Source organism: Blastocatellia bacterium (assembly GCA_035275065.1).
GTDB lineage: Bacteria > Acidobacteriota > Blastocatellia > UBA7656 > UBA7656 > DATENM01.
Window position 1 is genome coordinate 1 of the sequence record DATENM010000130.1, and the last position, 23,341, is coordinate 23,341.

Consider the following 23,341-nt stretch of genomic DNA (forward strand, 5'->3'; position numbering starts at 1 on the left):
GTGGGCGTAGTGCGGGATGTTAAATCCTTCGGGCTGTCGGAAGAGACTCACATTGACATATACAGGCCGTATGACCAAGTGACGTTTCCGCTGATAGCATTCACCATACGCAGCGCCTCGGACCCTACGAGCCTGGTCGCCGCCGTGCGTAACGAGGTGTGGTCCGTGGATAAAGACCAGCCGTTTTTCAACAAGGTGCTCCCGATGGAGCAGCTTGCTTCGGACTCGATCACCTTGCGGCGCGTCAGCATGTTATTGCTCGGCGCTTTCGCTGCCCTCGCTTTGACGCTGGCTGCGATGGGTATATACGGCGTGATAAGTTATTCAGTCACGCAGCGCACGCAGGAAATCGGCATTCGCATGGCGCTGGGCGCGAGCCGTGGCGATGTCTTCAAGCTCGTCGTGCGGCAAGGCATGCTGCTCGCCGTCATGGGCGTCGCGATAGGGGTTTTAATCGCATTCGCCGTTACGCGCTTGATGTCGAGCTTGCTCTACGGGGTGAGCGCGACCGACCCGCTTACGTTCGTATTGATACCGCTCGTGCTGACAGGAGTGGCTCTGGTGGCCTGTTTCGTGCCAGCCCGCCGCGCTACGAGGGTAGACCCAGGCATAGCGCTCAGGTATGAATGAAGAGAAACGGTGAAGAGAAGCGATGACGCGGGACGACGAACGACGAATGGCGGATTTCAGATTTGAGATTCTTAAATCGTTCGTCCCGCGCTCATCCTTTTAAAAAGGGAGACAGCTTGAAAAAAATTAGTTTCACTCTATTAAGTCTTATACTGACCGGCGCGCTCGCGATGCCCGCCGGGAACGCCTACGCCCAGCGCAAAGGCGAGAAGCCCACTCCTGCCGCGACGCCTCACGGCAACGCCGACTATATCAAAGCAGAGCAGTTGAAAGACTACCTTTACTTCGTCGCCTCGGATGAGATGGAAGGCCGCGACACGCCATCGCGCGGGCTGGACACCACAGCGAAGTTCTTAGCGATGACGCTCTCGCGGTGGGGACTCAAGCCCGCCGGTGACGAGGGCACATACTTTCAGCGCATAATGCTCAGGCGAGAGAAGGTCGTGCCCGCGCAGACACACGCGGAGATAAACGGCCAGAATTTCAGTTACGGCGATGACTTCCTGGCCCAGCCCGTCAACGGGACCGCGAGCGGCCCGCTCATCTATGTCGGCCACGGGTTCATGTTCAAAGCGAAAGACGTGGACGCTTACAAAGGCATCGATGCGAAAGACAAGATCGTGGTCATAGCCGGGTCGGGGCTTCCAAAGGGGGTGAGCTTCAGCGATTTTAAGGGCAAGCAGGGCGTCGATTGGGAAGAGCCATTCACCAACGCGATCAAGCATGGGGCGAAGGGAATTATCTTTGCCGCCAGCTTTCAGACGATGGCGAACTGGGACAGATCCCGCCATCTCGATCTGGAGCGAGGCTCAATATCCGTAGAGAAATTCCGCACGCAGGGCGGCACTGCGATACCCGCGATCAACGCTTCGCCGAAGATGCTCACGGCGCTCTTTCAGGGGGAGAAGGAGTCTGGCTCTGTCGTCTTCAACCGGGCGGCAGCGGGCGACCCGGTCGAGCCATTCGATTTCGTCGCGACCAAGAAGGTGAGCTTTACCGTCACGACGGGGGCCGAGCAGGTGGGCACTCAAAATGTGGTAGCCGTGCTCGAAGGCGGCGACCCTGTGCTTAAAAGCGAGTACGTCGCCATCGGCGCGCACTACGATCACGTAGGCATCGGAAATCCCGTGGACGGCGACGCAATCTATAACGGCGCGGACGACGACGGCTCCGGCACGGTCTCCGTGCTTGCGATAGCCGAAGCCTTCGCGCGAGGGCCTCGCCCGAAGCGGTCGATTCTTTTCATCTGGCATTGCGGCGAAGAGAAAGGGCTGTGGGGGTCGAGGTACTTTACAGAGAATCCCACGATCCCGATCAACCAGGTCATCACACAGCTCAACATAGATATGATCGGGCGAACGAAGACGGAGAATGACAAGCCCGGTAATCAGCCGCTGCCAAGACCGGGTGAAGTTTTTCTCATAGGCTCTAAGCTGATGAGCACGGAACTCGGCGAGATAAGCGAGGCGGTGAACAAGTCTTACCTCAACCTCGCGTTCAATTATCGCTATGACGATCCGAAGGACCCTAACCGTTTCTTTTACCGCAGCGACCATTTCAACTACGCGCGTAAAGGAATCCCCATCATCTTTTACATGGACGGCGAGCACGAGGACTATCACCGCGTGACTGACTCCGTCGAGAAGATCGATTATCAGAACATGGAAAAGATTGCGCGCACGATTTACGCGACGGCCTGGGAGCTGGCCAATCGAGCGACACGCCCGCGCGTAGACAAGCCACTGGCGGATGAGGTCACGAAGCCATAGGGAATTGCGGATTGCGGATTATCGAGCATTGAATTAGCAAGAACTGCCGAATTTTGGCTTATCAAAGCTAACGGATGAAGTCTGCGCATCGACTTCAATCCGCAATCCGCAATCCGCAATCCGCAATCGAAACGTGGTTCATCATACGATGGCGCGGCGTTCGCGCGAGCCAGGGATGCGCATCTGGTCGCGGTACTTGGCAACCGTTCGGCGACTCATCTTCACGCCCTGTCTCGCCAGCCGCTTGGCGATCTCATCATCGGTGATCGGGTGGTGGGGATCTTCGGCCTCGATCATCTTCTTGATCTGTAGCTTGAGCACGCGCGTCGAGACGTCTTCGCCCGAATCGCTCTTCATGCCTTCGGTGAAGAAGCGCCGCAACTCGTAGACGCCTTGCGGCGTGTTGACGTACTTGCGGTTGACGACGCGCGATACCGTGCTCAGGTGCATGCCGATGTCTTCGGCGACGTCTTTGAGCATCATCGGGCGCAGGTACTCGATGCCCTTGTCGAGGAATTCTTGCTGGCGCTCGACGATGGATTGACAGACGCGGTAGATCGTCTGCCGCCGGTGCTCGATGTTCTTGAGCAGATCAACCGCCGAGCGAAAGCGCTCTTTGATATAGTCGCGCGTCTCTTTGGTGGCGTCTTTCGACTCCATCATCTGGCGGTACGTGCGGTTGATGCGCAGGTGCGGCATGCCCTCGTCTTCAAAGCGGATGACGTAGCTGTCGCCGACCTTTTCGATGGTGACTTCGGGGACGACCGGCTGCGCCTCTTCGGCGGAATACTTGCGCCCCGGCTTCGGGTCGAGCTGCTTGACGATCTCCATCTCGGCGATCACCTGTTCGAGCGGCACCCCCAGCGTCTTAGCCAGCTCCGGCAGCTTGTGCGTTTGCAGGCTCTCGAAATGGTCGCGCACCATGCGCGTCGCCAGCGTGTCGCCCATGCCGCGGACATCGAGTTGAATCAGCAACGACTCGCGCACGTCGCGCGCCGCGACCCCCACGGGATCGAGCCGCTGGACAATGTGCAGGGCGCGTTCGACGGTTTCTAGAGGCCACGGCCCCATGGCGGCAATCTCTTCGAGCGTGGCGTCGAGAAAGCCGGTATTGTCATCCAGATTACCAATGATGGCTTCGCCCGCCGAGCGCACATCCCCCGGCACATCCGTCAGGTGGAGCTGCTCGATCAGTTGCTCGTAGAGCGACTGTCGGCGGGTCAACATATTCTCGAACGAAACGTCGTCTTTGGCCTCGTACTCGTGCGTCTTGTAACCGGGATCGAGGTACTGCTCCCAGGTTTCGCCAAAGTCAATCTCCTGGAACGGGTCGCGCTCGCGCTCGGGCTCGACTTCCGCTTCACCGCTGATCGGCGCTTCGACGGCGTTAACGGTGGCGGTCTCGGCTGAGGTCGTGAAATCGCTCATCGCCTGCCCGTCAACCGGCCCGGCCTTGCTCGCCTCGGCGCCGGCGTAATCCGCCGTCACCGCGTCAATGGCGGCGATGTCGTCGGAAATCGTCGTGTGCTCGTCCGGCCCGTCGCCGGGCGCGACCTCTTCGAGGACCGGGTTGGCGGACATCTCAGTGGTGACCATATCCGACAGTTCGAGCTTGGTCATCGCCAGCAGCTCAATGCGTTGCCGCATCTGCGGCGTCAACACCAGCCGCTGTTGAAGACTCGTTGTAAGATGTGGCTTGACAGACATAATAAACCCGTTGCCAGTTGCCAGTTGTCAGTTGCCCGTTCTACAGAAAACATTCGCTTCTTGAACGGGCAACTGGCAACTGGCAACTAATAACTACATTTTGAAATTCTCTCCCAGGTAGACTCGTTTCACTTCTTCATCACCGGTTAACTCATCGGGCGTCCCCGCGCGAAAAATCTGTCCGTCATTTATTATATACGCTCTGTCGGTAATGGCCAGAGTCTCGCGGACATTATGATCGGTGATCAGCACGCCGATGCCGCGCTCGCGCAGCTTTTGCAAGATGCGCTGAATATCGATGACGGCAATCGGGTCAATGCCGGCAAACGGCTCGTCAAGCAGGATGAAACGCGGCTCGATCACCAGGCAGCGGGCGATCTCTGTGCGCCGCCGCTCGCCGCCCGACAACTGGTAGGCTTTCGTGTGCCGCACGTAAGCGATGTCTAATTCGTTGAGCAAGGCTTCGAGCCGGTGCTCGCGCTCGCGCCTGGTGAGCGGCAGCGTCTGCAACACCAGCAGGATGTTCTCTTCGACCGTCAGCTTGCGAAAGACCGAGGCTTCCTGCGGCAGATAGCTGATGCCGTTGCGCGCCCGCAGGTACATCGGCAGCCGCGAAATGTCTTTGGCGTTCAGGAAAATTTTGCCGCGGTCGGGCCTTTCCAATCCGACGATCATGTAAAAGACAGTCGTCTTGCCGGCACCGTTCGGCCCGAGCAACCCGACAATCTCTGCTTGCCTGATTTCCAGCGAGACGTCGTTGACGACCGTGCGCTTGCGGTAGGACTTGCGCAAGCCGATGGCGCCGAGCACGCTGATCGCTTTGGTCGGAGGGCTCGCCTCTGGGTCGGGCGCAGGCGTCGGGCTTTCGGGAGGCGACTCAATCACAGCGACATCTTCTACCATTGGCTTGTTGCTAATTCTCTTTGGATTTTGTCAAACGATGAGTAGATCGAACCCGGCCCGTGCCCTGTCTGTTTTCGACCTGAATCCTATCATCGCGACTATAGAAAGTCAATTCAGTGCCCATGGTCGAGCCCTGCTCGGCGTCGTCGACGCGGGCGTTTTTGCCGCTCAAAACCGCGCGCCCGTCGCTCGCGGTATAGACCAGATGATCGCCCGTGCCGCGACGCGCCGGCTGGGTCAGGGTGACGTTGCCGTCGGCCAGCATGCGGTCAACCTCGTTCGTCTCTTTCTGCAAGTAGACGTCTACCTTCGCCGCATCGATGCGGTCGGCGCCTTGCCGCGCATGGACGTTGCCTTCGTAGTGGACAAGGCGCTCGGTGTCCGAGTAATTCATGCGCTCGGCGGTGGCGAAACCAGGAACGGTTTCGCGCTTACCGGGCGTGGTTTCGCGCTGCGCCTGATAGAGCGCGCTTTCGACGTTGCCCGTCGCCACCATGCGCTTGTCATCTTGATAAAGTTCGATGCGGTCGCCTTTGACGAAGTTGTCGTCCTGCCAGCCGCGCGCCTTGCCGGTGTAGATGGCGATGCCCTCGTCATTGCGCGCATCGGCGCGCTCGGCGGTGATGAAGACCGGCGACTTGGTGTTCTTAAACGGCGTCGCGTCGTTCGTCGTTTCGCGGCTGTAGTAGGTCGTGCGCACGTCGCCGCGCGCGTGGCTCTCGTCTTTCTGGCGGTCGTAATCGATCTCGTCGGCCTGTGTGCGCGATTTGGCGTCCCATGCCTGCGGGCGCTTGCCGCGCAGGTTGAGAATCTCTTTCTGCCCGTCGTAGATGGCGCGCTCGGCAAGGCCGTGGCGGTCGCCTTCGTTGTACTTGAAATCGCCTTCCTGTAGCGCCTGATCAATGTCCTGCGAGTCGGCTAGAAAGTCGGCCTTCAAACTCTTGCTGGTGGTGACGCGCGGCGGGTGCGCGTCTTTAACGGTCGCTTCGATGTCAATGCGGACGCCGCCGGTCGCCGTGTAAGTCTTAATGCGGTTCTCCTGCTCGTAGAAGACCGCGTTCATCTGCGGCGCGTGAATCGTCTTCTTGTCGGCGCCTTTGACGGCGCGCACCGGCGTCACCGTCATCACGGCGTTTTCGCTGGCGTCGGCGGCGCGCAGGTTTTTGCCGTCGGGATGAAATTCTAACGTAATGTTGTTGGCGGTCAGTTGACGCTCGGTCGGGTTCTGCTGCGCGTTGGCGGGCTGCGGCGCATGCATTTTTACATCGGCGTTGCCGGTGGCTTTGATCGTTTCAGCCAGGCTGCCGGCGGCGGTCGGATTGAAGAGAGCTTCGAGCGTGTCGGCGCGCGCTTCGCGCAAAGGCTCCTGGCCGAGCGAGCGCGTCTGCGCGCCGCCCGTAGCGACGGCGCGTTCGAGTTGATGCGACGCGCCGAAGAAAAAGTCCATGTCGGGCGATTGCACCTCTGCGCGGTCGCCCTGTTTGAGGTAAGCGTTGCCGCGCGCTTCGGCACGCTCGATGTGATTGGTGTCGTCTGTGTGGGCGACGATCTTATCGGCGCGCATCTCGTCGGCCTTCTGCGTAATGTTGGCGCTGCCGTCGAGCGTGATGCGATGCTCTTTCTTTTCAAGCAAAGCGCTGCCGCAGCGCACCCGTGTCGGTTCTTTCGATTGAAATTGCGGCGCGCCACCGCGGTCGCCGGCTCTGGCGGTGGCGGCGGGCGCGGTGGGGTTGCCGGCGGCGGCATCAGGGTTGGCTTTGGCGAGCGCCGCCGCTTCGGCTTGCTTGCGAGCCAGCTTGCGAGCGCGTTTGCGCGCCCGCCGGGCTTCGCGCTCGGCGGCAGTCTCTTCGCGCTGCCCAGCCGGCGCGGCGCTCTTGCCGGTCGCCGGCTCTTTCTTTTCGTCGCCCGGCTTGATCGTGAAGTCAACGTCAGCGAGCAGGTGCGCGCGCTCTTCGGTGGCTTCAATCAGCGCGCCAGTGCAAGTGCCCGTGTAGTTGCGCCCCTCGAACGCCACCGGCTTATCGGTTTCCACAGTGTTCTTGACGCTGTCGTAGCGCATGTAGTCGGTCTTCACCGTCAAGCCATCTGAGGTTCGGACGACGACGTTGCTGATGAACTCGCCGATCAGCTTGTTGAGGTCACTGGTGTCGCTGACGTTGGCGCGCTCAGAGGTGACGAAGTCGTGGCGGTTGCCGTCGGCGCCGAACGATTCAAGCTGCACCTGTTCCAGCTCGTGCCCGCCGTTCTCGTAGGTCTTATCGGTGCCGGCGGTCAGCACGAAGCGCACCTTGCCTTCGACCTCATGGGCGTAGCGCGTGTTGTTGAAGACGGCGACGATCTTGCCGTCAATGAGATGTCCTTTGGCTTCCGGCTCGCTGCGCTTATGGCGCATCACCAGGTAGACGGCGAGCGCCGCGGCAATCGTGACGAACAGCGCCAGGGCTATCAATCTTCCTGCGGATAAGAGCTTGACTCGTAACATGGCTTAACAAAACTCGGAACGTGATAATGAAGCGATGGCCGCTCGCAAGGATTCTTACACGCCGGGCGCGGCAGTGTCGAACGAGAAAGAGAACAGAGATCAGAGGCCAGAAGTCAAAGGCACTGTTTCCCGACCTCTGACCTCTGGCTACTCGATCTTCAAGTCTTTGAGGATCAGTTGCGCCTGGGTGTTGCCGTTGTAGGTGTTTTCGGAAAGCGTGAAGGCGAGGCTGACGCGGTCACCTAAGAAAACGTCTTGGGCGCGATGGCCGGCGCCCCACCAGAGGCAGTCGAGCCAGCGGCTCGCTTGCTGCACGCGGAACTTCAGGTGCTTCTCTTTGAGGACGCGCGGCGACTGGACGATCTGCGCGCCGTGCGCTTCGAAGATCGGCTGGGGATTGCCCGGCCCGAACGGCTCTAGCCGCGCCAGCTCGGCCAGCGTTTCCAGTGACGCTTGCTTGAGCGGCAGCGTGTAATCGGTCTCGACGATGGGCACCAGCGCCTCGTCGTTTAAGACGCCGGCCGCATGATCGTTCAAGCGCCGCCGCAACTCATCAATGCGGTCGGCGGCTATCGCGAGGCCGGCGGCGTGCGCGTGGCCGCCAAAGCGCTCGAACAACTCGCCACAACTCTCCAGCCCATCGAGCAGGTGAAACGCTTCAATTGAGCGCCCGCTGCCATGCCCGACGCCGTTTTCAATCGAGATGACGATGGCCGGGCGGTGCAGGTGCTCGACGACCTTCGAGGCGACGATGCCGATGACGCCGCGGTGCCATCCTTCGCCGGCAATGACCGCGACGCGCGACTGGCGCACGCTGGGGTCGCGCTCGATGGCCGCCATGACCTGAGCCAGGATGTCTGCCTCGGCCTGCTGCCGCGCCAGGTTCTGCTCGTTCATCTGCATGGCGAGCTTCATGGCGGTCTCCAGATCGGGCGCGTCGAAGAGGTCAACCGCCGCGCTCGCGCCGGCCATGCGACCCACCGCATTGATGCGCGGGCCGATGCGAAAGCCGACATCCACGCACGACACCGGGCGGCCCGCGACGCCGGCGACTTCGAGCAGGGCGCGCAGCCCCGGATTATTCGGGCGGCTCAGGCCCGCCAGCCCATATCGAGCGATGACGCGATTTTCACCCGTCAACGGCACGATGTCGGCGATGGTGCCGATGGCGGCGATCTTGATGAACGGCTCGATCAGGTTGGTGCGCCCGGTTTCAATGAACAGTGCCTGCGCCAGCTTGAAGGCGACGCCGCAGCCGGCGAGGTTTTTGTTGGGGTAATTACAATCGCTGCGCTTCGGGTTGAGCACGGCGTTGGCGCGCGGCAGCCCCTGTTCCGGCAGATGGTGGTCAGTGATGATGATGTCGAGGCCGAGCGCGCGCGCATGTTCGACGACCTGGCGGGCGCGAATTCCTGTATCAACGCTGATGATCAGGTGATAGCCCTGCGCCTTGGCCATGTCCATCGCGTCTTCGCGCAGGCCGTAGCCGTCTTTCAAGCGCTCAGGGATGTAATACGCCACATCAGCGCCTACGAGCGTCAGCGCCTTCTTGAGAATGACCGTCGAGGTCGTGCCGTCAACGTCATAGTCGCCGTAGATGAGAATCTTCTCTTTGCGCGCCACGGCTTCGAGGATGCGGCGCACGGCCGCGCGCATGTCCTGCATCAGGAACGGGTCGTGCAGATCGTTGATCGATGGGTGGAGAAAGCTGTGCGCGGTCTGCGGGTCGGTGATGCCACGATTGGCGAGCACCGTCGCGAGAACGTCGGACAGGTGCAGGTCGCGCGCCAGCCGCGCAATCTGCGCGCTGTCGGCGTGTGTTTGCACCCATCGTTTGTTCGGGACTCTTGATGTCATTTGCGCTTGATGGTAACACGGCGGCAGACAAACGACGAAGGCGGAAGCCCATCCGTCGTCGGCACTGCCGAGTCGGGCTCGACGCTCAATCGCTCGATGTTAATGCGGCGCGGACGCGGAAGGCGCGGACGGCTGTAACAGCGATTTCGGGAAGAAGACAACCTCCTCACCCGTGCTGAAGGCGAACTGATCGTTGCCCCAGGCCCAGAAGCTCACGATGTTCTTCAGTCCATCAAGCGCCCTGTACGACGCTACCTCCATCCGTGTGCTCAGGTCGTAGGCCAGGACGTAGACGCCACCGCCCGAATTCGAATCGAGGGCGATAATGAAATAGACGCGGTTATGCGCCACGTCCGGCAGCACCATGTCGGTGCCGCCGATGTGCAGCGGCGAGAGGTCGAAGCGAAATCTGCCGAGCCGCGTTTGCGTTTCCGGGTCAATGATCAGTCCGGTGTTCGTAAAACAGAGGCCGCCCTGACAGCGCATCTTCGAGACGCCCTCTTCGCCAACAAACTCGCGACTGGCCGTGATGTGAGCCCCGCTCGAATCAAGCCCCATGCGCGTGAAGGTGTGGTCCGAGCTGTCGGTCGTCAGGCCATAGACGGCGTTGGCCGACGCCGACAACTGAATCGTGTTGATCCTTGGCGACCCAAAAATCCAGTTGGGCGTCGAAGCGGGGCGCTTGACGCCGTTATCGTAGATGGCAACGCCATCGGAATCGAACGGGTCGTGGTTATGATCGCCCCAGCGGGCGACGACGAGCGATTCAGGATGACCGGGCACGGTTAGAATGTCGGCGGCGGTCGTGCTCATCGGCCCCTGGAACAAGGCTCCGTCATTAAACAATGGGTAGCGCAGATCGAGCGCCAGGTCAGGCAGCCGCAGGCGTTGAACGGCGCGCCCGCCGAACAGCACCGTGTAGAGATACTGCCCGTCATCGGTGACCGCCATCTGCCAGGGCTCGCTGCCCGCCCAGACCGGCTCGCCGACCGTGCCGGCAATCGGATCAATCGGCACAATCGAATTGCCATACTTATCAAACACGCTCGGCACGCTCGCATAAAACCGTTGCCGGCTGGCGTCATAAGTGATCTCGTAATTCGGCAGCGGGATGCGCCGCACGCCGCCGTTGATCGGCAGCGGCGGCGGCGGCTCGTATGTCGGCCCCGGCTTCATCAGCGAGAGCGGGAAGATCACGATCCGGCCCGTGGTAACCAGCGGCGGGACCAGCAGCGCCAGGCCCGCCGAACCGCAGCTCACCATCTGCCCCAGCTCCGAGACCAGCCCGTAATAGGCTTTGTAATACCGGGTCAGGCGGTAGGTCCGAATATCAAATTCCGCAATGGCGAAATCATAGCCGTCGCGCTGCCCGAAGTAAGCGCGCCCGGTACTGGTATCCAGGGCAGAGGCGTTAGCGCCGAACGCCTCCTGGGTGAAAAATCGCCCATCAAAAGTGCGCAGCTCCGGGCGCACGACGCGGCCATTGGTCGCATAGATCAGCCCGTTGTGAAGCACCAGCTGCTGACGGGCGTAGGAGAGCAGGCCCTCGAACGGCTTGTCGACCAGATGGACGCCCTGCGCGTCAATTTGATACTGCGACACGTTGGTGCTGCCCTCCTCGTAGCCCCACAGCGTATCCGTGGTCGCGCCAAAGCAGAGTGTGCTGCCGGTGAATATCCCGGTGACGATGGCGGGTCGCCGGACACCATTATCAAAGATGGCAACGACCGCGCCAATGGTATATTGATTACATTGAAGCGCGACGGCGATGGTCTCCGGATGGCCGGGCATCACGCGCAGGTCTGTGCCCGCAAAAGCACAGCCGTCAACGCCGAACGCCGTCTTCAGATCAATCTGCAAATCCACGCGGCTGGTGCCGAGGTTGACGCGCTGCGCCTTCAGCCCCTCCTCGATCACGACATAAATGAAGCGGTAATCGTCAGAAAAAGCTAGCGTGCGCGGCTGGTGCCCGACGGCGATGGTCGTTTCGACTTGCGCCGTGCGCGCATTGACGATGGCAATTGAATTGGCATACTGCGCGGCCTGGCTGTTGACGCTGACGTAGAGGCGGTCGGTGACGGGCGAATAAGCCACGTCATTTGCCATAACAGAAATTTCGTAGGGCTCTTTATAATAGAGAAGCTCCGGCGAGGTGGTGCCGTCAGGATTACGCACTTGAAGGTTATCGCCGGGATGGATTCGCTTGCCGGATTTCTTCGCGGTCAACTGCGTCGGAGAATCAAACCGGGTCTTTTGCGGTTCGCCATTGAGCAGGATTTTGGCGCCACTGCTGAAATTCGCGCCGATAACGGTCAGAACTTTTCCATCGACCTCGATGTCGGTGATCACCGGCGCGATTGTTGGAGTCTCGGCTTGAGCCGTGACGCCGGCGCGCGCGCGGCTCCCGTTAATTGAAAGGATGAGAATGAAGCTAATCGCCGCTGCCCGTATCAAGTTTTGCGCACCCAACTGACGCTTGCCCATCATGCTGCTCTCCTATCCCATCGCGCACCGCCGGCTTGATCTCCTGTTATCTGCGTCTGACCGGTTACGAACCTGAGGTGACCAAGCTTACATCAAGCGCTTGCCGGCGTAAATCTTTAATCCTCCAGGGCGGCAGTCCGCTCGCTCTAATCCGAAAGCGCAAAGTCAATCAAGTGGCGCGTGCGGTCTACGCGGCTGACAACGACGCGCACGGCATCGCCGAGCCGGTACTTGCGATTCGTGCGCCCGCCACTCAACCGGTGCTTGCGCTCCTGGTATTCGTACTCGTCGTCCGTCAGCGTCGAGATATGCACCAGCCCTTCAACGAAGAAGTCATTCAGCTCGACATAAAATCCGTAATCCTTAACCGAGGTGATGACGCCGTCGAAGACTTCGCCGACCCGCCCGGCCATAAACTCGGCCTTGCGCCAATCCATCAGCTCGCGCTCGGCGTCGGCGGCAACGCGCTCGCGCTCGCTGGCGTGTTCACCGATGTTGACCAGCCGGCTGCGCAGCGTGGTTTCGCTCTCCTCGTCAAGCACCGGCGCGGCCAAGCGCTTCAAGGCGCGGCGCTCGCCAAGATCGATGGCAAAGTCTGCGGCGTTCGTGCGCCCGCGCTCGACCACTTCGCGCAGAACGCGGTGGACGATCAAGTCGGGATAGCGGCGGATCGGCGACGTGAAATGCGTGTAGGTCTTCATCGCCAGCCCGTAATGCCCTTCGTTCTTCGCGGCATACTTGGCGCGCTGCATCGAGCGCAGCATTAAGTAAGAGAGCATACGTTCTTCGGGCAGGCCGCGAATCTGTGTCGCCAGGTGTTGAAAGCCGCGCTGCGGCACCGGCCCGTGCATGGAAAACTTGTGGCCGAATGAGGCGGCAATCTCAGCGAACTCTTCGACCTTCACCGGGTTCGGCTCTTCGTGAACCCGGAACAGCAGCGGCACGCCGAGCCCATCAAGATGACGAGCGACGGTTTCGTTCGCCAGCAGCATGAACTCTTCGATCAAACGGTGCGCGATGTTGCGCTCCGAGCGCAGGATGCCGCCGATCTGGCCCTCGTCGTTGAACCACAGCTCGGCTTCGGGCAGATCAAAGTCAATCGCGCCACGCGCCTCGCGCTGCTCGATGAGCAGCAGCGTGAGCTGGTGCATTCTGAGGACCATATCGCGGATGTGAGCATAGCGCCGCGCCGTTTCGCCTTCGGGATGGGTGATGATCTCGTTGACCTGCGTATAGGTCATGCGCTCGCGGCTGTGAATGACGCTTGGCGCGAGCCGGTAATCTACGACACGCCCGCGCGCGTCCAGCTCGATGAGCGCCGACATCGTCAGGCGATCCACCCGCGGATTGAGCGAGCAGATGCCGTTCGACAATCGTTCCGGCAACATCGGGATGGCGCGCTCAGGGAAATAGACCGAGGTGCCGCGCCGAAATGCTTCTTCGTCGAGGGCGCTCGCTTCGCGCACATAATGGCTGACGTCGGCGATGTGGACGCCGAGCCGCGCCCGCCCGTTCGGTAAGCGCTCTAAAGAGACCGCGTCGTCAAAATCTCTGGCGGTTTCGCCGTCAATCGTGATCGTCAGCCAGTCGCGCAGGTCAACTCGCCCTGTGAGGTTTTCATTACTGATGCTTTCCGGTATGACTTCGGCTTGGGCGAGCGCCGCTTCCGAAAAGACATGCGGCAAGCGATGTTTGCGGATGATGATCTCGATATCGATGCCGGGCGTGTCGGGCGGGCCGAGGACTTCGACGACGCGGCCCCAGGGCGGGCGACCGGCAATCGGCGGGCGGGTGATCTCGACGTTGACGATATCGCCGTCGCGTGCGCCCCTGGCGTCAGCGGCCGCAACACTCACTTCATGGAGAAAGCGCTCGTCAATCGGGGAAACGAAACTCTCCGCCGGGAGCTTGATAAAGCGGCCAACGACCGTCGGCGCCGTGCCGCGCAAGACGGCTTCGATGCGGCCTTCGCGCCCGCGTGCTTTCTGTGCCGTGACGCGGGCGATGACCATATCGCCGTGCAGCGCCGCGCCCATCTGGCGCTCGCCGATAAAGAGGTCGCCGCGCTGCCGCTCGCGCTCATCTTCGGGCACGACGAAGGCATGGCCGGAGCGCGTGCCGCGCAGCGTGCCGATCAACAGCCCGTCGAACGACTTGCGCCAGTAGCGATGATTCTTCATCGCCGCCAGGCCGGTTCGCGCGAACTCTTTCAAATACTCGCGCAGCCGCGCCGTTTGGGTTTCGCTTAAGCCGAGGGCTTCGGCCAGGCGATCTACGGTGACGGCGCGCTCGCGTGATTTCGGCAGCGCCTTCAGGACTCGTTGCGGTGAAAGATCCATACTGATTTTGGATTTTGGATTTTAGATTTTAGATTGTCAAAAGGTCGCGGCGGCCCTGGCGCGCTGTGTTTCGTGATTACGGACTGATCGCGCGATGAATGGCGCGAAAGCGCCGCAAGAATCCAAAATCGAAAATTGAAAATCCAAAATCAAATTGACACATTTTGCGGTTGCTCGGTAGACTATTTTTGCTTCGATTGAATCGCACTCGCACATCATGCGGATGTGGCGGAATGGCAGACGCGCAGCGCTCAGGACGCTGTGGGAGCAATCCCATGGAGGTTCAAGTCCTCTCATCCGCATCCTTTCTTTTCCTCTTTCCCACAGTCGATTAATCAACGCTTCGGTCAAGCTTTTCAGATTCGCAGGCGCGTCGTGATGTCGAGAAATTCCAGCTCGCGGGCGGTGCCGCGCGCCCGCCCGCGCCGGTGCTTGACCTGAAAGGAAACCACCGTCGCGCCATCAATGCGCAGGCCGAACTCCGACGCGATGGGGTTGCCGCGCGGGTGCGATGGCAGGAAGGTGATGCGCTCCGGCGTCAGGCGCTCGATGTCTATGCGGTCGAGCAGCGATTCCCATTTCACCTCGCCGGTCGCGCGGTCGAAGATAATCACCCGGCTGTCATCCTTGCCGTGCTTGAAGTAGCGCAACTGGCGCAGCAAATACTTCAGCGCTTCCATGTCGCCGACGCGCGCCCGGCTGAAGTCGGTCGGCTCGCAGTCGGCGAGTTTCAGCTTATGAATCAAGACCTGCGCCACCAGCCGCGCGACGTTCAAGTAATGTGATTTCAGCTCCGTAAGCGACGAGTAGCCGAGATCACGAATCATCCGGTCAAGCTCGGGCGGCGTGACGCGAAAATAACGCGCCGCCCACTTGGCGCCGATGTCGGGCGTCTGGCCTTCGGCGACCGCAACCTTGTGCGACTTGTCGGTCTTAACAGAGACCGGCAGCGGCGCGCGCCCCGCGAACTCAAGCCGCAGATCGCCCGCATGCGCGTCCGCATAGTCGCGCGGCGTGTGGCGCACGCCGACGAGCCGGGCCGGCGCGGCGAGCCCAAGTAGCTCTGCGGCGCCGCGCCGCGTTGCCGTTTCGATGTGGCTGATCTCTTGTTGAAACACTGTGCGGTGCGCGTCCGATTCGGGCAGGCGGCGGATCGCCTCGCGCATTTTGGCGCGGCTCGGCGCGGCGTCGAACAGTGGCTGTGAGAGGTGCGCCTGCGCGATCAATTCGTTGGCAAGAGCGATTTCCGCGAACGTCCCAAGGCCATCATGAAAAGCGCCTTCGATGGTATCAAAGTCTGCTTTCCGGGCAGTCGCCTGGGTCGCTTGAAGCGCCGGCAGCGCGGCGGCCTGAGCGAGCGGTAAGCAGGCGAGTAAGACGGCCGCCAGCAAACGCCTGCGCTTCGTGTGAGGACGCAAAGATTTGAGGCGCGCGAAAAGCGTTTCAAGCAGGATGGGCGCGGCCCGTCGCGGTATTCTTTTGACGGCGCGGGCCGGGGTTGCTAATCTTAATATTTCCTTATGCTGCATATTTTGCACCCATCTGAAAACCTTTTGCCTGTGCCAGGAGTCTTATCATTCGTACAGCCGGTTCGTCGGAGGAAAAATTCATGAAGCGCACCTGCGCCGCATTCGTCGTTATCGTTTTATTATCGCTCGCTGCTGTGTCGAGCGGTAAAACCACGCCGCCCGCCAGGGGCTTCACCATTGACGACCTGATCACGATGCGGCGCGTCGGCGACCCGCAGATTTCGCCCGACGGGCGCATGATCGCCTATACCATTGCCGACACCGACAAAGCCGCCAACCGCCGCACGACGCAAATCTACTTGATCCCGGTTGATGGCGGCGAGCCGCGCCAGCTCACCAATGAAAAAACTTCGTCGAGCGCGCCGCGCTGGTCGCCCGATGGCCGCCGGCTCGCCTTCGTGTCAGCGCGTGACGGCGAGGCGCAAATCTGGACGATGGACGTTGACAGCGGCGAAGTCAAAAAGATGACCAACCTCGCGCTCGGCGCGGCTGATCCCGTCTGGTCGCCCGATGGGCACTTGATTGCCTTCACCTCCGAAGTCTATCCCGATTGCACGAGCGACGACTGCAACCGCCGCCGCGCCGAAGCCGCTGCCGCGAGCAAAGTCAAAGCGAAGATCACTGAGCATCTGCTCTACCGTCACTGGACGGCGTGGAAAGAAGGCAAGCGCAATCACGTATTCGTCGTCGCGACTGAAACCGGCGAGGCGCGCGACCTGACGCCCGGCGACTTTGACGCGCCGCCTTTCAGTCTCGGCGGCATGACCGATTACGCCTTCTCGCCCGACTCGAAAGAGCTTGCGTTCGCGCGCAACACTGACAAGGACGAGTCGCGATCTACGAATGGTGACCTCTTCATCGTGCCGGTCACGGGCGGCGAGGCGCGACGCATTACCAGTGATAATCCGGCCAACGACCTGTCGCCGCGCTATTCGCCTGATAGCCGCTACATCGCTTACCGGGCGCAGGCCAAGCCCGGCTTTGAGGCCGACCGCTGGCGCTTGATGCTCTATGACCGCAAGACCGGCATGAGCCACTCGCTGACCGAATCGCTTGATGCCAGCGTCGAGAGCTTTACGTTTACGCCGACAGGCGGACGTCTGCTCGCGGTCGTCGCCGAGCGCGCGCGCCAGCCGATCTATGAAATCTCGCTCGAAGGCGCGCCGCTGCGCCGGCTGGTGAGCGACGGCTTCAACGACGACGTGCAAGTGAGCGCCGACGGGCGCAGCATGGTCTTCACGCGCCAGAGCCTGACGCGCGCCGTCGAAGTCTATCGCGCCAGCGCCGCGGGCGGCGTCGTCAATCAGGTAACGCGCGTCGGCGACGCGGCCTTCGCGCAGTACGGCTTCAAGGCGGCGGAAGAGCTGACCTGGGACGGCGCCGGCGGCGTCAAGGTGCAGGGCTGGCTGGTGAAGCCGGCGAACTTTTCGGCGGCGCGCAAATACCCGATGGTCGTGCTGATTCACGGCGGGCCGCAGGGCGCATGGAACGATTCGTGGAGCTACCGCTGGAATCCGCAGATCTTTGCGGCTGCCGGCTATGTGGTCTTCATGCCGAACCCGCGCGGCTCGACCAGCTTCGGCCAACGCTTCACGGACGAGATTTCGGGCGACTGGGGAGGCCGCGTCTATACAGATATCATGAACGGTGTGGCCTATGTCGCGACGCTGCCCTTCGTTGACCGCGAGCGCATCGGCGCGGCGGGCGGCAGCTATGGCGGTTACATGGTCAACTGGATCGCCGGCCATAACGATGATGCGCGGGTCAAATTCAAGGCGCTGGTGTCGCACGCAGGGCTGTTCAACTTGATGAGCATGTATGGCGCGACCGAAGAGCTGTGGTTCCCCGAATGGGAGTTCAAGGGCACGCCGTGGACGAACCCGCAGCTCTACTTGAAATGGTCGCCGCACATGTCTGTGAAGAATTTCAGCACGCCGACGATGGTGATCGCCGGTGAGATGGATTATCGCGTGCCGGTCACCGAAGGCTTGCAGATGTTCACCGCTTTGCAGCGGCAGGGCGTCGAATCCAAGCTGCTCTATTATCCCGACGAGGGCCACTGGGTATTGAAGCCGCAGAATTCCGAGCTGTGGTACACGACGGTGCTCGACTGGTTCGAGCGCTACCTGGTGAAGCCGAAAGCGCAGCCATAAGGGGCGGCCATAATGCGCCGGCCACTGGCTAGGGCTTTGATTCAAGGTCGCTGACGCGATGTTCAAGGCCGGTGACGCGCTGGCTGGTCTGCAAGGCGAGCTGCGCCACCTCTTCGGTGAGCCGGCGCGTCACTTCGTTCGCCTGGATCAGCTTATCGAAGCTTTCGCGTGTCTCCTCACGCGTTGCGTCCATCTCTTCGCGCATCGCCTCGACAGCAGCCGTCAGCTTGCTGATGTCGGCGCTGAGTTGAGCATGATGATTGAGCAGAAACTCGATGGCGCGTTCCATCTCTTCGTTGGTCATTCGTCCTCCAATTCACTATCCACCGCGCCAGGTACCGGAATCATTCTACAACAGAACGCCGGATTGACGAACGCCTTTCGCCCGCCGCGCTGACGGCTGCCGGCGCGATTTACCCAACGCGCCGCTAAAACACCCCACGCGCCATGCACTCTGCCCTGCGCTGTCTTTGCTCGCAGACGCATCGCAAGCGTCCGCATGGGCACACTCCTTGCTCAATCAACTCTTCATGCACAATCAAACAGAGTCTGTCATCAACATGCTTAGATTAAGCACAAGCAAGAGAGGAGAGTGAACATGGCAGTTCAGCAAACACGGCAGGCGCTCGCGCCGGATCAAGAGGCGCAGACGCCGCAAGGCCAGGACGTGCGGCAGCGCGACCGGCATTATCTTCACCTACAGCGGCTGCAAGCCTCCAACGCCGCGCCCGAAGAGCGGCTGGCCAGCTTCCTCGGCTGGTTCAGCATCGGCCTCGGTCTCGCAGAGGTGCTCGCGCCCAAAGCGCTGGGCAAACTGATCGGCGCGAAAGGCGAGCACACCAACTTCATTCGCTTCGCCTGCGGCCTGCGCGAGATCACTGCCGGCATTGGCATTCTCACGCAACGCCGGCCCGCCGCCTGGGTCTGGGCGCGGGTGGCCGGCGACGCAATGGATCTGGCGGCGCTCGATGTGGCGCTGATGTCGAGCGGCACCGACAAGCTCAAGCTCTCGGCGGCGATGGCTTCGGTGATCGGCGTGACGGCGCTCGATCTCTACACCGCGCAGCGGCTCAGCACCGTGCGCGGCCCGCACGGCGCGGTCATGGCCGTCAACACCGTCACCATCAACCGCGCGCCCGAAGAGGTCTATCGCTTCTGGCGCGACTTCGAGAATCTGCCTCGCTTCATGAGCCATCTTGAATCCGTGCAGGTGTCCGACCAAAAGCGTTCACACTGGGTGGCGAAAGCGCCCGCCGGCACGACTGTCGAATGGGACGCCGAGATTATCGAAGACCGCCCGAACCAGTTGATCGCCTGGCGCTCGATAGAAGGCGCCGACGTAGACAACTCCGGCACGGTGCGCTTTGACCGCGCGCCGGGCAATCGCGGCACCGAAGTCCGCGTCGAGGTCGAATACAATCCGCCCGCCGGCGCTTTAGGAGCCGCCGTCGCCAAGCTCTTCGGCGAAGCGCCCGAACAGCAGATCAAAGGCGACCTCCGCCGCCTCAAACAGGTGCTCGAAGCCGGCGAAGTCGTTCATTCGGATTCAAGCATTCACCGCGGCCCGTATCCGCACCAGCCGCCTGCGGACGGCGCGGCCTAGGCGAAGAGAAAGGAGTAACACATGAGAGCAAATTGTTGGATGAGTCCCAAGCTGGTCGAAGTGCAGGAGGTGCCGGACCCTAAAATCCTCAACCAGCGCGACGCCATCGTGCGGATCACCTCGACGGCCATCTGCGGCTCGGATCTGCATCTTTATAACGGCTTCATTCCGGCGATGGAGCCGGGCGACGTCCTCGGCCACGAGTTCATGGGCGAGGTCGTCGAGGTCGGCAAAGAAGTGAAAAACTTGAAAGTCGGCGACCGCGTCGTCGTGCCGTTTCCGATTGCCTGCGGCCACTGCTGGCACTGCGAGCAGCAGATGTTTTCGCTCTGCGAGAACTCGAACCCGAATGCCTGGATGGCCGAAAAGCTGATGGGCTATTCGCCGGCGGGCATCTTCGGCTACTCGCACCTGACGGGCGGCTATGCCGGCGGCCAGGCCGAGTATGCGCGCGTGCCGTTCGCCGACGTCGGGCCGCTGAAGATCGAAAACGGCTTCACGGATGAGCAGGTCTTGTTCCTGACGGACATCTTCCCGACCGGCTACATGGGCGCGGAGATGTGCGACATCAAGCCGGGCGATGTCATTGCCGTCTGGGGCTGCGGCCCGGTCGGCCAGTTCGCCATGAAGAGCGCCTTCATGCTCGGCGCCGGGCGCGTCATCGGCATTGACCGCTTCCCTTACCGATTGAAGATGGCGCGTGAAGAGGTCGGCGCCGAGATCATCAACTATGAAGAGGTCAACGTGCTCGAAGCGCTCAAGGAGATGACCGGCGGGCGCGGGCCGGACGCCTGCATAGACGCCGTCGGCATGGAGTCGCACAAGCCCGGCCTGCTCGGCGCTTATGACCGCACCAAGCAGGCGCTGAAGCTGGAGCAGGACCGCCCGCACGTCATCCGTGAAGCCATCATGGCTTGCGGCAATGGCGGCACCGTGTCGGTCATCGGTGTCTACAGCGGCTTCATCGATAAGTTCCCGATGGGCTCTTTGATGAACCGCTTGATTACCATCAGGAGTGGCCAGTGCCACGTGCAGCGTTACCTGAAGCCGCTGCTCAAGCGCATCGAAAACGGCGAGATCGATCCGAGCTTCGTCATCACCCATCGCATGAGGCTCGACGACGCGCCCAAAGGCTTTGACATCTTTCTCAACAAGCAGGACGACTGCATGAAGGTGGTGCTGAAGCCTTGAGCGTCACGAATAACAGGGCCATTCCATTCCGCAAGTCAAGAATGGAATGACATACGGAGGCACGGGGACACGGAGGCGCGGAGTCTTCTCCGTGCCTCCGTGTCCCCGTGTGTCATTCAGCTTTTGAATGCCCGCCCCTTTGTGTTAATCTCCGGGTGCTGCTGAGCCGCTGTCATCAAAGAAGCAGCCGTGCTTTAATCAACCGATGAAGCCGGACGCTCGGAGATGAATAATGGACAGTGCGCTCACGATCCACCGCCTGCACTTCGCTTTTACGATCACCTATCACTACCTCTTCCCGCAACTGACGATGGGGCTGGCGCCGCTCATCGTTCTCTTTAAATCGCTCGCCCTGTGGAAAGGTGACGAACGTTACAATCGCGCGGCACGTTTCTGGGCCAAAGTCTTCGCCATCAACTTTCTCTTCGGGGTCATCACCGGCATCCCGATGGAGTTCCAGTTCGGCACCAACTGGGCCAAGTTCGCGCAGTATTCGGGCGGCGTCATCGCCACGAGCCTGGCGATGGAAGGCGTCTTCGCCTTCTTCCTGGAATCGTCATTCCTCGGCTTGTTCCTCTTCGGCGAAAAGCGCTTCGGGCAGCGCATACACTGGCTGGCCGCCTTCATGGTCTTGCTCGGCTCATGGCTGTCGGGCTATTTCATCATCGTCACCGACGCCTGGATGCAGCGCCCTGTCGGTTACGAGATCGGCCCTGACGGCATGGCGCACCTCAACAGCTTCTGGGCGCTGTTAACCAACGAGTGGGCCTTCTGGCAGTACCTTCATAACATGAGCGGCGCCGTCGTTACGGGAGCGTTTGTGATGGCGGCGGTCGGCGCGTTCTACCTATTGTCGCAGCGGCAGACGGAATATGGCCGGCTGTTTCTTAAGATGGGCATCACCGCCGGCGTTGTCGCTTCAATCTTTCAATTGTTTCCTTCGGGCGACGGTCACGGCAAATTGATCGCCGAGCATCAGCCGGTGACGCTCGCGGCGATGGAAGGCCATTTTCACACCGAAGCCGGAGCGCCCATCGCGCTGATCGGCCAGCCGGACGTTGAAAAGCAACAACTCGACAACCCGATCCGCGTGCCACGGATGCTCAGCTTCCTGACCTATCGCCGATGGGAAGCGGTCGTCCGCGGGCTCGACGAATTTCCGCGCGATCAGTGGCCCGACAACATCCCGCTGCTTTATTACAGCTATCACATCATGGTTGGGCTGGGGACGATCTTCATTCTCGTCATGGCGGTGTCGGCATTCCTGCTGTGGCGGCGGCGGCTCTTTGACGCGCGCTGGATGCTGTGGATTCTGATGCTGAGCTTTCCATTCCCTTACATCGCCAACACCGCCGGCTGGCTGACCGCCGAGCTGGGCCGCCAGCCGTGGGTCGTCTACGGATTGCTGCGCACCGAGCATGGTTTTTCGGCGAATGTCTCGGCAGGCAATGGGCTGTTCACGCTGCTCGGCTTCATGGGCATGTACATGGTGTTGGGCATCCTGTTCCTGATGTTGATCTGGCGCGAGATCATGCACGGCCCCGATTTTCTAAACAAGCCAGAGCAAGCAACGCCGGTGAGCGCCAAGATACTGCCCGAGACGGCGGAATCATAAGCGCGGAATCATAAGAGAGGAGGTCGGCATAATGGAAACAGTCTGGTTCATTCTCGTCGCGCTGATGTTGACGGCTTACGTCGTGCTGGATGGGTTCGACCTCGGCGCAGGGATCATCAGCCCCTTTGTCGCCAGGGATCACACGGAGCGCCGTCTGGTGCTGCGCACCATCGGGCCGGTGTGGGACGGCAACGAAGTCTGGCTGCTGGCCACAGGTGGCGCGCTCTATTTCGCTTTCCCGCTGCTTTATGCGTCGAGCTTCAGCGGCTTCTACCTGCCATTGATGATCGTCCTGTGGCTGCTGATGCTGCGCGGCGTCGGCGTCGAGCTGCGGTCGCATGTGAGCGACCCGCTGCTCTGGTCGCTGTTCGATTTTCTGTTCGCCGCCGCCAGCCTGTTGCTGGCCATCTTCTTCGGCGCCGCCATCGGCAACGTCGTTCGCGGCGTGCCGCTCGACAGCACCGGTTACTTCTTCGCGCCGCTGTGGACGAACTTCAGAGCGGGTTCGAGTCCCGGCATTCTCGACTGGTACACGGTGCTGACCGGCGTGCTGGCGCTCGTCACGCTCGCCCTGCACGGCGCGCACTATGTCGCCTTAAAGACCGAAGGCGCGATCCAAGCCCGCTCCCGGCGCGTCGCCGCGTCGGCCTGGCCGGCGCTTGTGCTGCTAACCGTCCTGAGCCTTATCGCCACGCTTTATGTGCGCCCGCAGGTGGTGGATAATTTCCGCGCCCGCCCGTGGGGCTGGGCCATTCCCGCCGCGGTCGTCGCGGCGCTTGCGGCCATGCGGTTGTATCGAGCCAGGGGGCGGGACCTGGCGGCGTTTCTCGCGTCGTCGGCTTTTCTGGCCGGCATGCTTGGCGGCGCGGCCTTCGCGCTCTACCCGACGCTGCTGCCGGCGAGCACCGATGCGGCTTACAGCCTGACAATCTATAACGTCGGCAGCGGCGCTTACAGCCTGCGCGCGGGTCTCGTCTGGTGGGTGATCGGCATGGCGCTGGCGGTCGGCTATTTCACCTTCCTCTACCGCTCGTTCCGCGGCAAAGTCGCGCTGACGGATGAAGGCGGCTATTGACGGA

General features: G+C 61.3%; 15 protein-coding genes and 1 tRNA gene. 8 read left to right on the forward strand and 8 right to left on the reverse strand.

Going from position 1 to position 23,341, the window contains the following annotated elements; genetic code table 11:
- The coding region (locus VJ464_24370) for an FtsX-like permease family protein (protein HKQ08283.1) at positions 1–630 on the forward strand (630 nt) is incomplete at its 5' end.
- A gap of 116 nt (positions 631–746) precedes the next feature.
- On the forward strand, positions 747–2,399 hold the full coding sequence (locus tag VJ464_24375) for a M20/M25/M40 family metallo-hydrolase (GenBank protein HKQ08284.1): 1,653 nt from the start codon (positions 747–749) through the stop codon (positions 2,397–2,399).
- A 141-nt stretch (positions 2,400–2,540) separates the two neighbouring features.
- Here the strand turns inward: VJ464_24375 and rpoN are convergent, their stop codons facing one another.
- The 6 genes from rpoN to rnr form a co-directional block, all read right to left on the reverse strand.
- Complete coding sequence (gene rpoN / locus VJ464_24380; GenBank protein ID HKQ08285.1) at positions 2,541–4,106, reverse strand: RNA polymerase factor sigma-54; 1,566 nt, start codon at positions 4,104–4,106, stop codon at positions 2,541–2,543.
- A gap of 93 nt (positions 4,107–4,199) precedes the next feature.
- Positions 4,200–4,922 carry an LPS export ABC transporter ATP-binding protein gene (gene lptB / locus VJ464_24385; GenBank protein ID HKQ08286.1) on the reverse strand — a complete coding sequence of 241 codons (723 nt, stop codon included), beginning with the start codon at positions 4,920–4,922 and terminating at the stop codon, positions 4,200–4,202.
- A 97-nt stretch (positions 4,923–5,019) separates the two neighbouring features.
- A complete protein-coding gene (lptC, locus tag VJ464_24390; protein ID HKQ08287.1) occupies positions 5,020–7,491 on the reverse strand; it encodes an LPS export ABC transporter periplasmic protein LptC in 2,472 nt (823 codons plus the stop codon).
- A gap of 147 nt (positions 7,492–7,638) precedes the next feature.
- A complete protein-coding gene (gene recJ / locus VJ464_24395) occupies positions 7,639–9,348 on the reverse strand; it encodes a single-stranded-DNA-specific exonuclease RecJ (GenBank protein HKQ08288.1) in 1,710 nt (569 codons plus the stop codon).
- A gap of 99 nt (positions 9,349–9,447) precedes the next feature.
- Entirely contained in the window at positions 9,448–11,835 is a 2,388-nt protein-coding gene (locus VJ464_24400) for a hypothetical protein (GenBank protein HKQ08289.1), read from the reverse strand.
- 143 nt (positions 11,836–11,978) lie between these two features.
- Entirely contained in the window at positions 11,979–14,171 is a 2,193-nt protein-coding gene (gene rnr, locus VJ464_24405) for a ribonuclease R (protein ID HKQ08290.1), read from the reverse strand.
- Positions 14,172–14,390: 219 nt separating this feature from the next.
- Here rnr and VJ464_24410 point away from each other — a divergent pair.
- A tRNA-Leu gene (locus VJ464_24410) sits at positions 14,391–14,473 on the forward strand.
- A gap of 54 nt (positions 14,474–14,527) precedes the next feature.
- Here VJ464_24410 and VJ464_24415 read toward each other — a convergent pair.
- Positions 14,528–15,562: a hypothetical protein gene (locus VJ464_24415; GenBank protein ID HKQ08291.1), complete on the reverse strand. Its 1,035-nt coding sequence runs from the start codon at positions 15,560–15,562 to the stop codon at positions 14,528–14,530.
- Positions 15,563–15,780: 218 nt separating this feature from the next.
- Here VJ464_24415 and VJ464_24420 point away from each other — a divergent pair, with 218 nt between their 5' ends.
- A complete protein-coding gene (locus VJ464_24420; GenBank protein ID HKQ08292.1) occupies positions 15,781–17,853 on the forward strand; it encodes a S9 family peptidase in 2,073 nt (690 codons plus the stop codon).
- Positions 17,854–17,881: 28 nt separating this feature from the next.
- Here the strand turns inward: VJ464_24420 and VJ464_24425 are convergent, their stop codons facing one another.
- Positions 17,882–18,157 (reverse strand): hypothetical protein, encoded by a 276-nt coding sequence (locus VJ464_24425; protein ID HKQ08293.1) that lies wholly within the window; start codon positions 18,155–18,157, stop codon positions 17,882–17,884.
- Between the two features lie 294 nt (positions 18,158–18,451).
- Here VJ464_24425 and VJ464_24430 point away from each other — a divergent pair, with 294 nt between their 5' ends.
- The 4 genes from VJ464_24430 (at position 18,452) to cydB (ending at position 23,337) form a co-directional block, all read left to right on the forward strand.
- Positions 18,452–19,456 carry an SRPBCC family protein gene (locus VJ464_24430; GenBank protein HKQ08294.1) on the forward strand — a complete coding sequence of 335 codons (1,005 nt, stop codon included), beginning with the start codon at positions 18,452–18,454 and terminating at the stop codon, positions 19,454–19,456.
- A 21-nt stretch (positions 19,457–19,477) separates the two neighbouring features.
- A complete protein-coding gene (locus VJ464_24435; GenBank protein ID HKQ08295.1) occupies positions 19,478–20,647 on the forward strand; it encodes a zinc-dependent alcohol dehydrogenase in 1,170 nt (389 codons plus the stop codon).
- 232 nt (positions 20,648–20,879) lie between these two features.
- Complete coding sequence (locus VJ464_24440) at positions 20,880–22,262, forward strand: cytochrome ubiquinol oxidase subunit I (GenBank protein HKQ08296.1); 1,383 nt, start codon at positions 20,880–20,882, stop codon at positions 22,260–22,262.
- A gap of 31 nt (positions 22,263–22,293) precedes the next feature.
- A complete protein-coding gene (cydB, locus tag VJ464_24445; protein ID HKQ08297.1) occupies positions 22,294–23,337 on the forward strand; it encodes a cytochrome d ubiquinol oxidase subunit II in 1,044 nt (347 codons plus the stop codon).
- Positions 23,338–23,341: the final 4 nt, after the last annotated feature.

Excerpts from the sequence above, each read along its gene's own strand:
- rpoN (HKQ08285.1), bottom strand. The coding sequence starts at position 4,106 with ATGTCTGTCAAGCCACATCTTACAACGAGTCTTCAACAGCGGCTGGTG.
- lptC (HKQ08287.1), bottom strand. The coding sequence starts at position 7,491 with ATGTTACGAGTCAAGCTCTTATCCGCAGGAAGATTGATAGCCCTGGCG.
- recJ (HKQ08288.1), bottom strand. The coding sequence starts at position 9,348 with ATGACATCAAGAGTCCCGAACAAACGATGGGTGCAAACACACGCCGAC.
- VJ464_24400 (HKQ08289.1), bottom strand. The coding sequence starts at position 11,835 with ATGATGGGCAAGCGTCAGTTGGGTGCGCAAAACTTGATACGGGCAGCG.
- rnr (HKQ08290.1), bottom strand. The coding sequence starts at position 14,171 with ATGGATCTTTCACCGCAACGAGTCCTGAAGGCGCTGCCGAAATCACGC.
- VJ464_24420 (HKQ08292.1), top strand. The coding sequence starts at position 15,781 with ATGAAGCGCACCTGCGCCGCATTCGTCGTTATCGTTTTATTATCGCTC.
- VJ464_24425 (HKQ08293.1), bottom strand. The coding sequence starts at position 18,157 with ATGACCAACGAAGAGATGGAACGCGCCATCGAGTTTCTGCTCAATCAT.
- VJ464_24430 (HKQ08294.1), top strand. The coding sequence starts at position 18,452 with ATGGCAGTTCAGCAAACACGGCAGGCGCTCGCGCCGGATCAAGAGGCG.
- VJ464_24435 (HKQ08295.1), top strand. The coding sequence starts at position 19,478 with ATGAGAGCAAATTGTTGGATGAGTCCCAAGCTGGTCGAAGTGCAGGAG.
- VJ464_24440 (HKQ08296.1), top strand. The coding sequence starts at position 20,880 with ATGGACAGTGCGCTCACGATCCACCGCCTGCACTTCGCTTTTACGATC.
- cydB (HKQ08297.1), top strand. The coding sequence starts at position 22,294 with ATGGAAACAGTCTGGTTCATTCTCGTCGCGCTGATGTTGACGGCTTAC.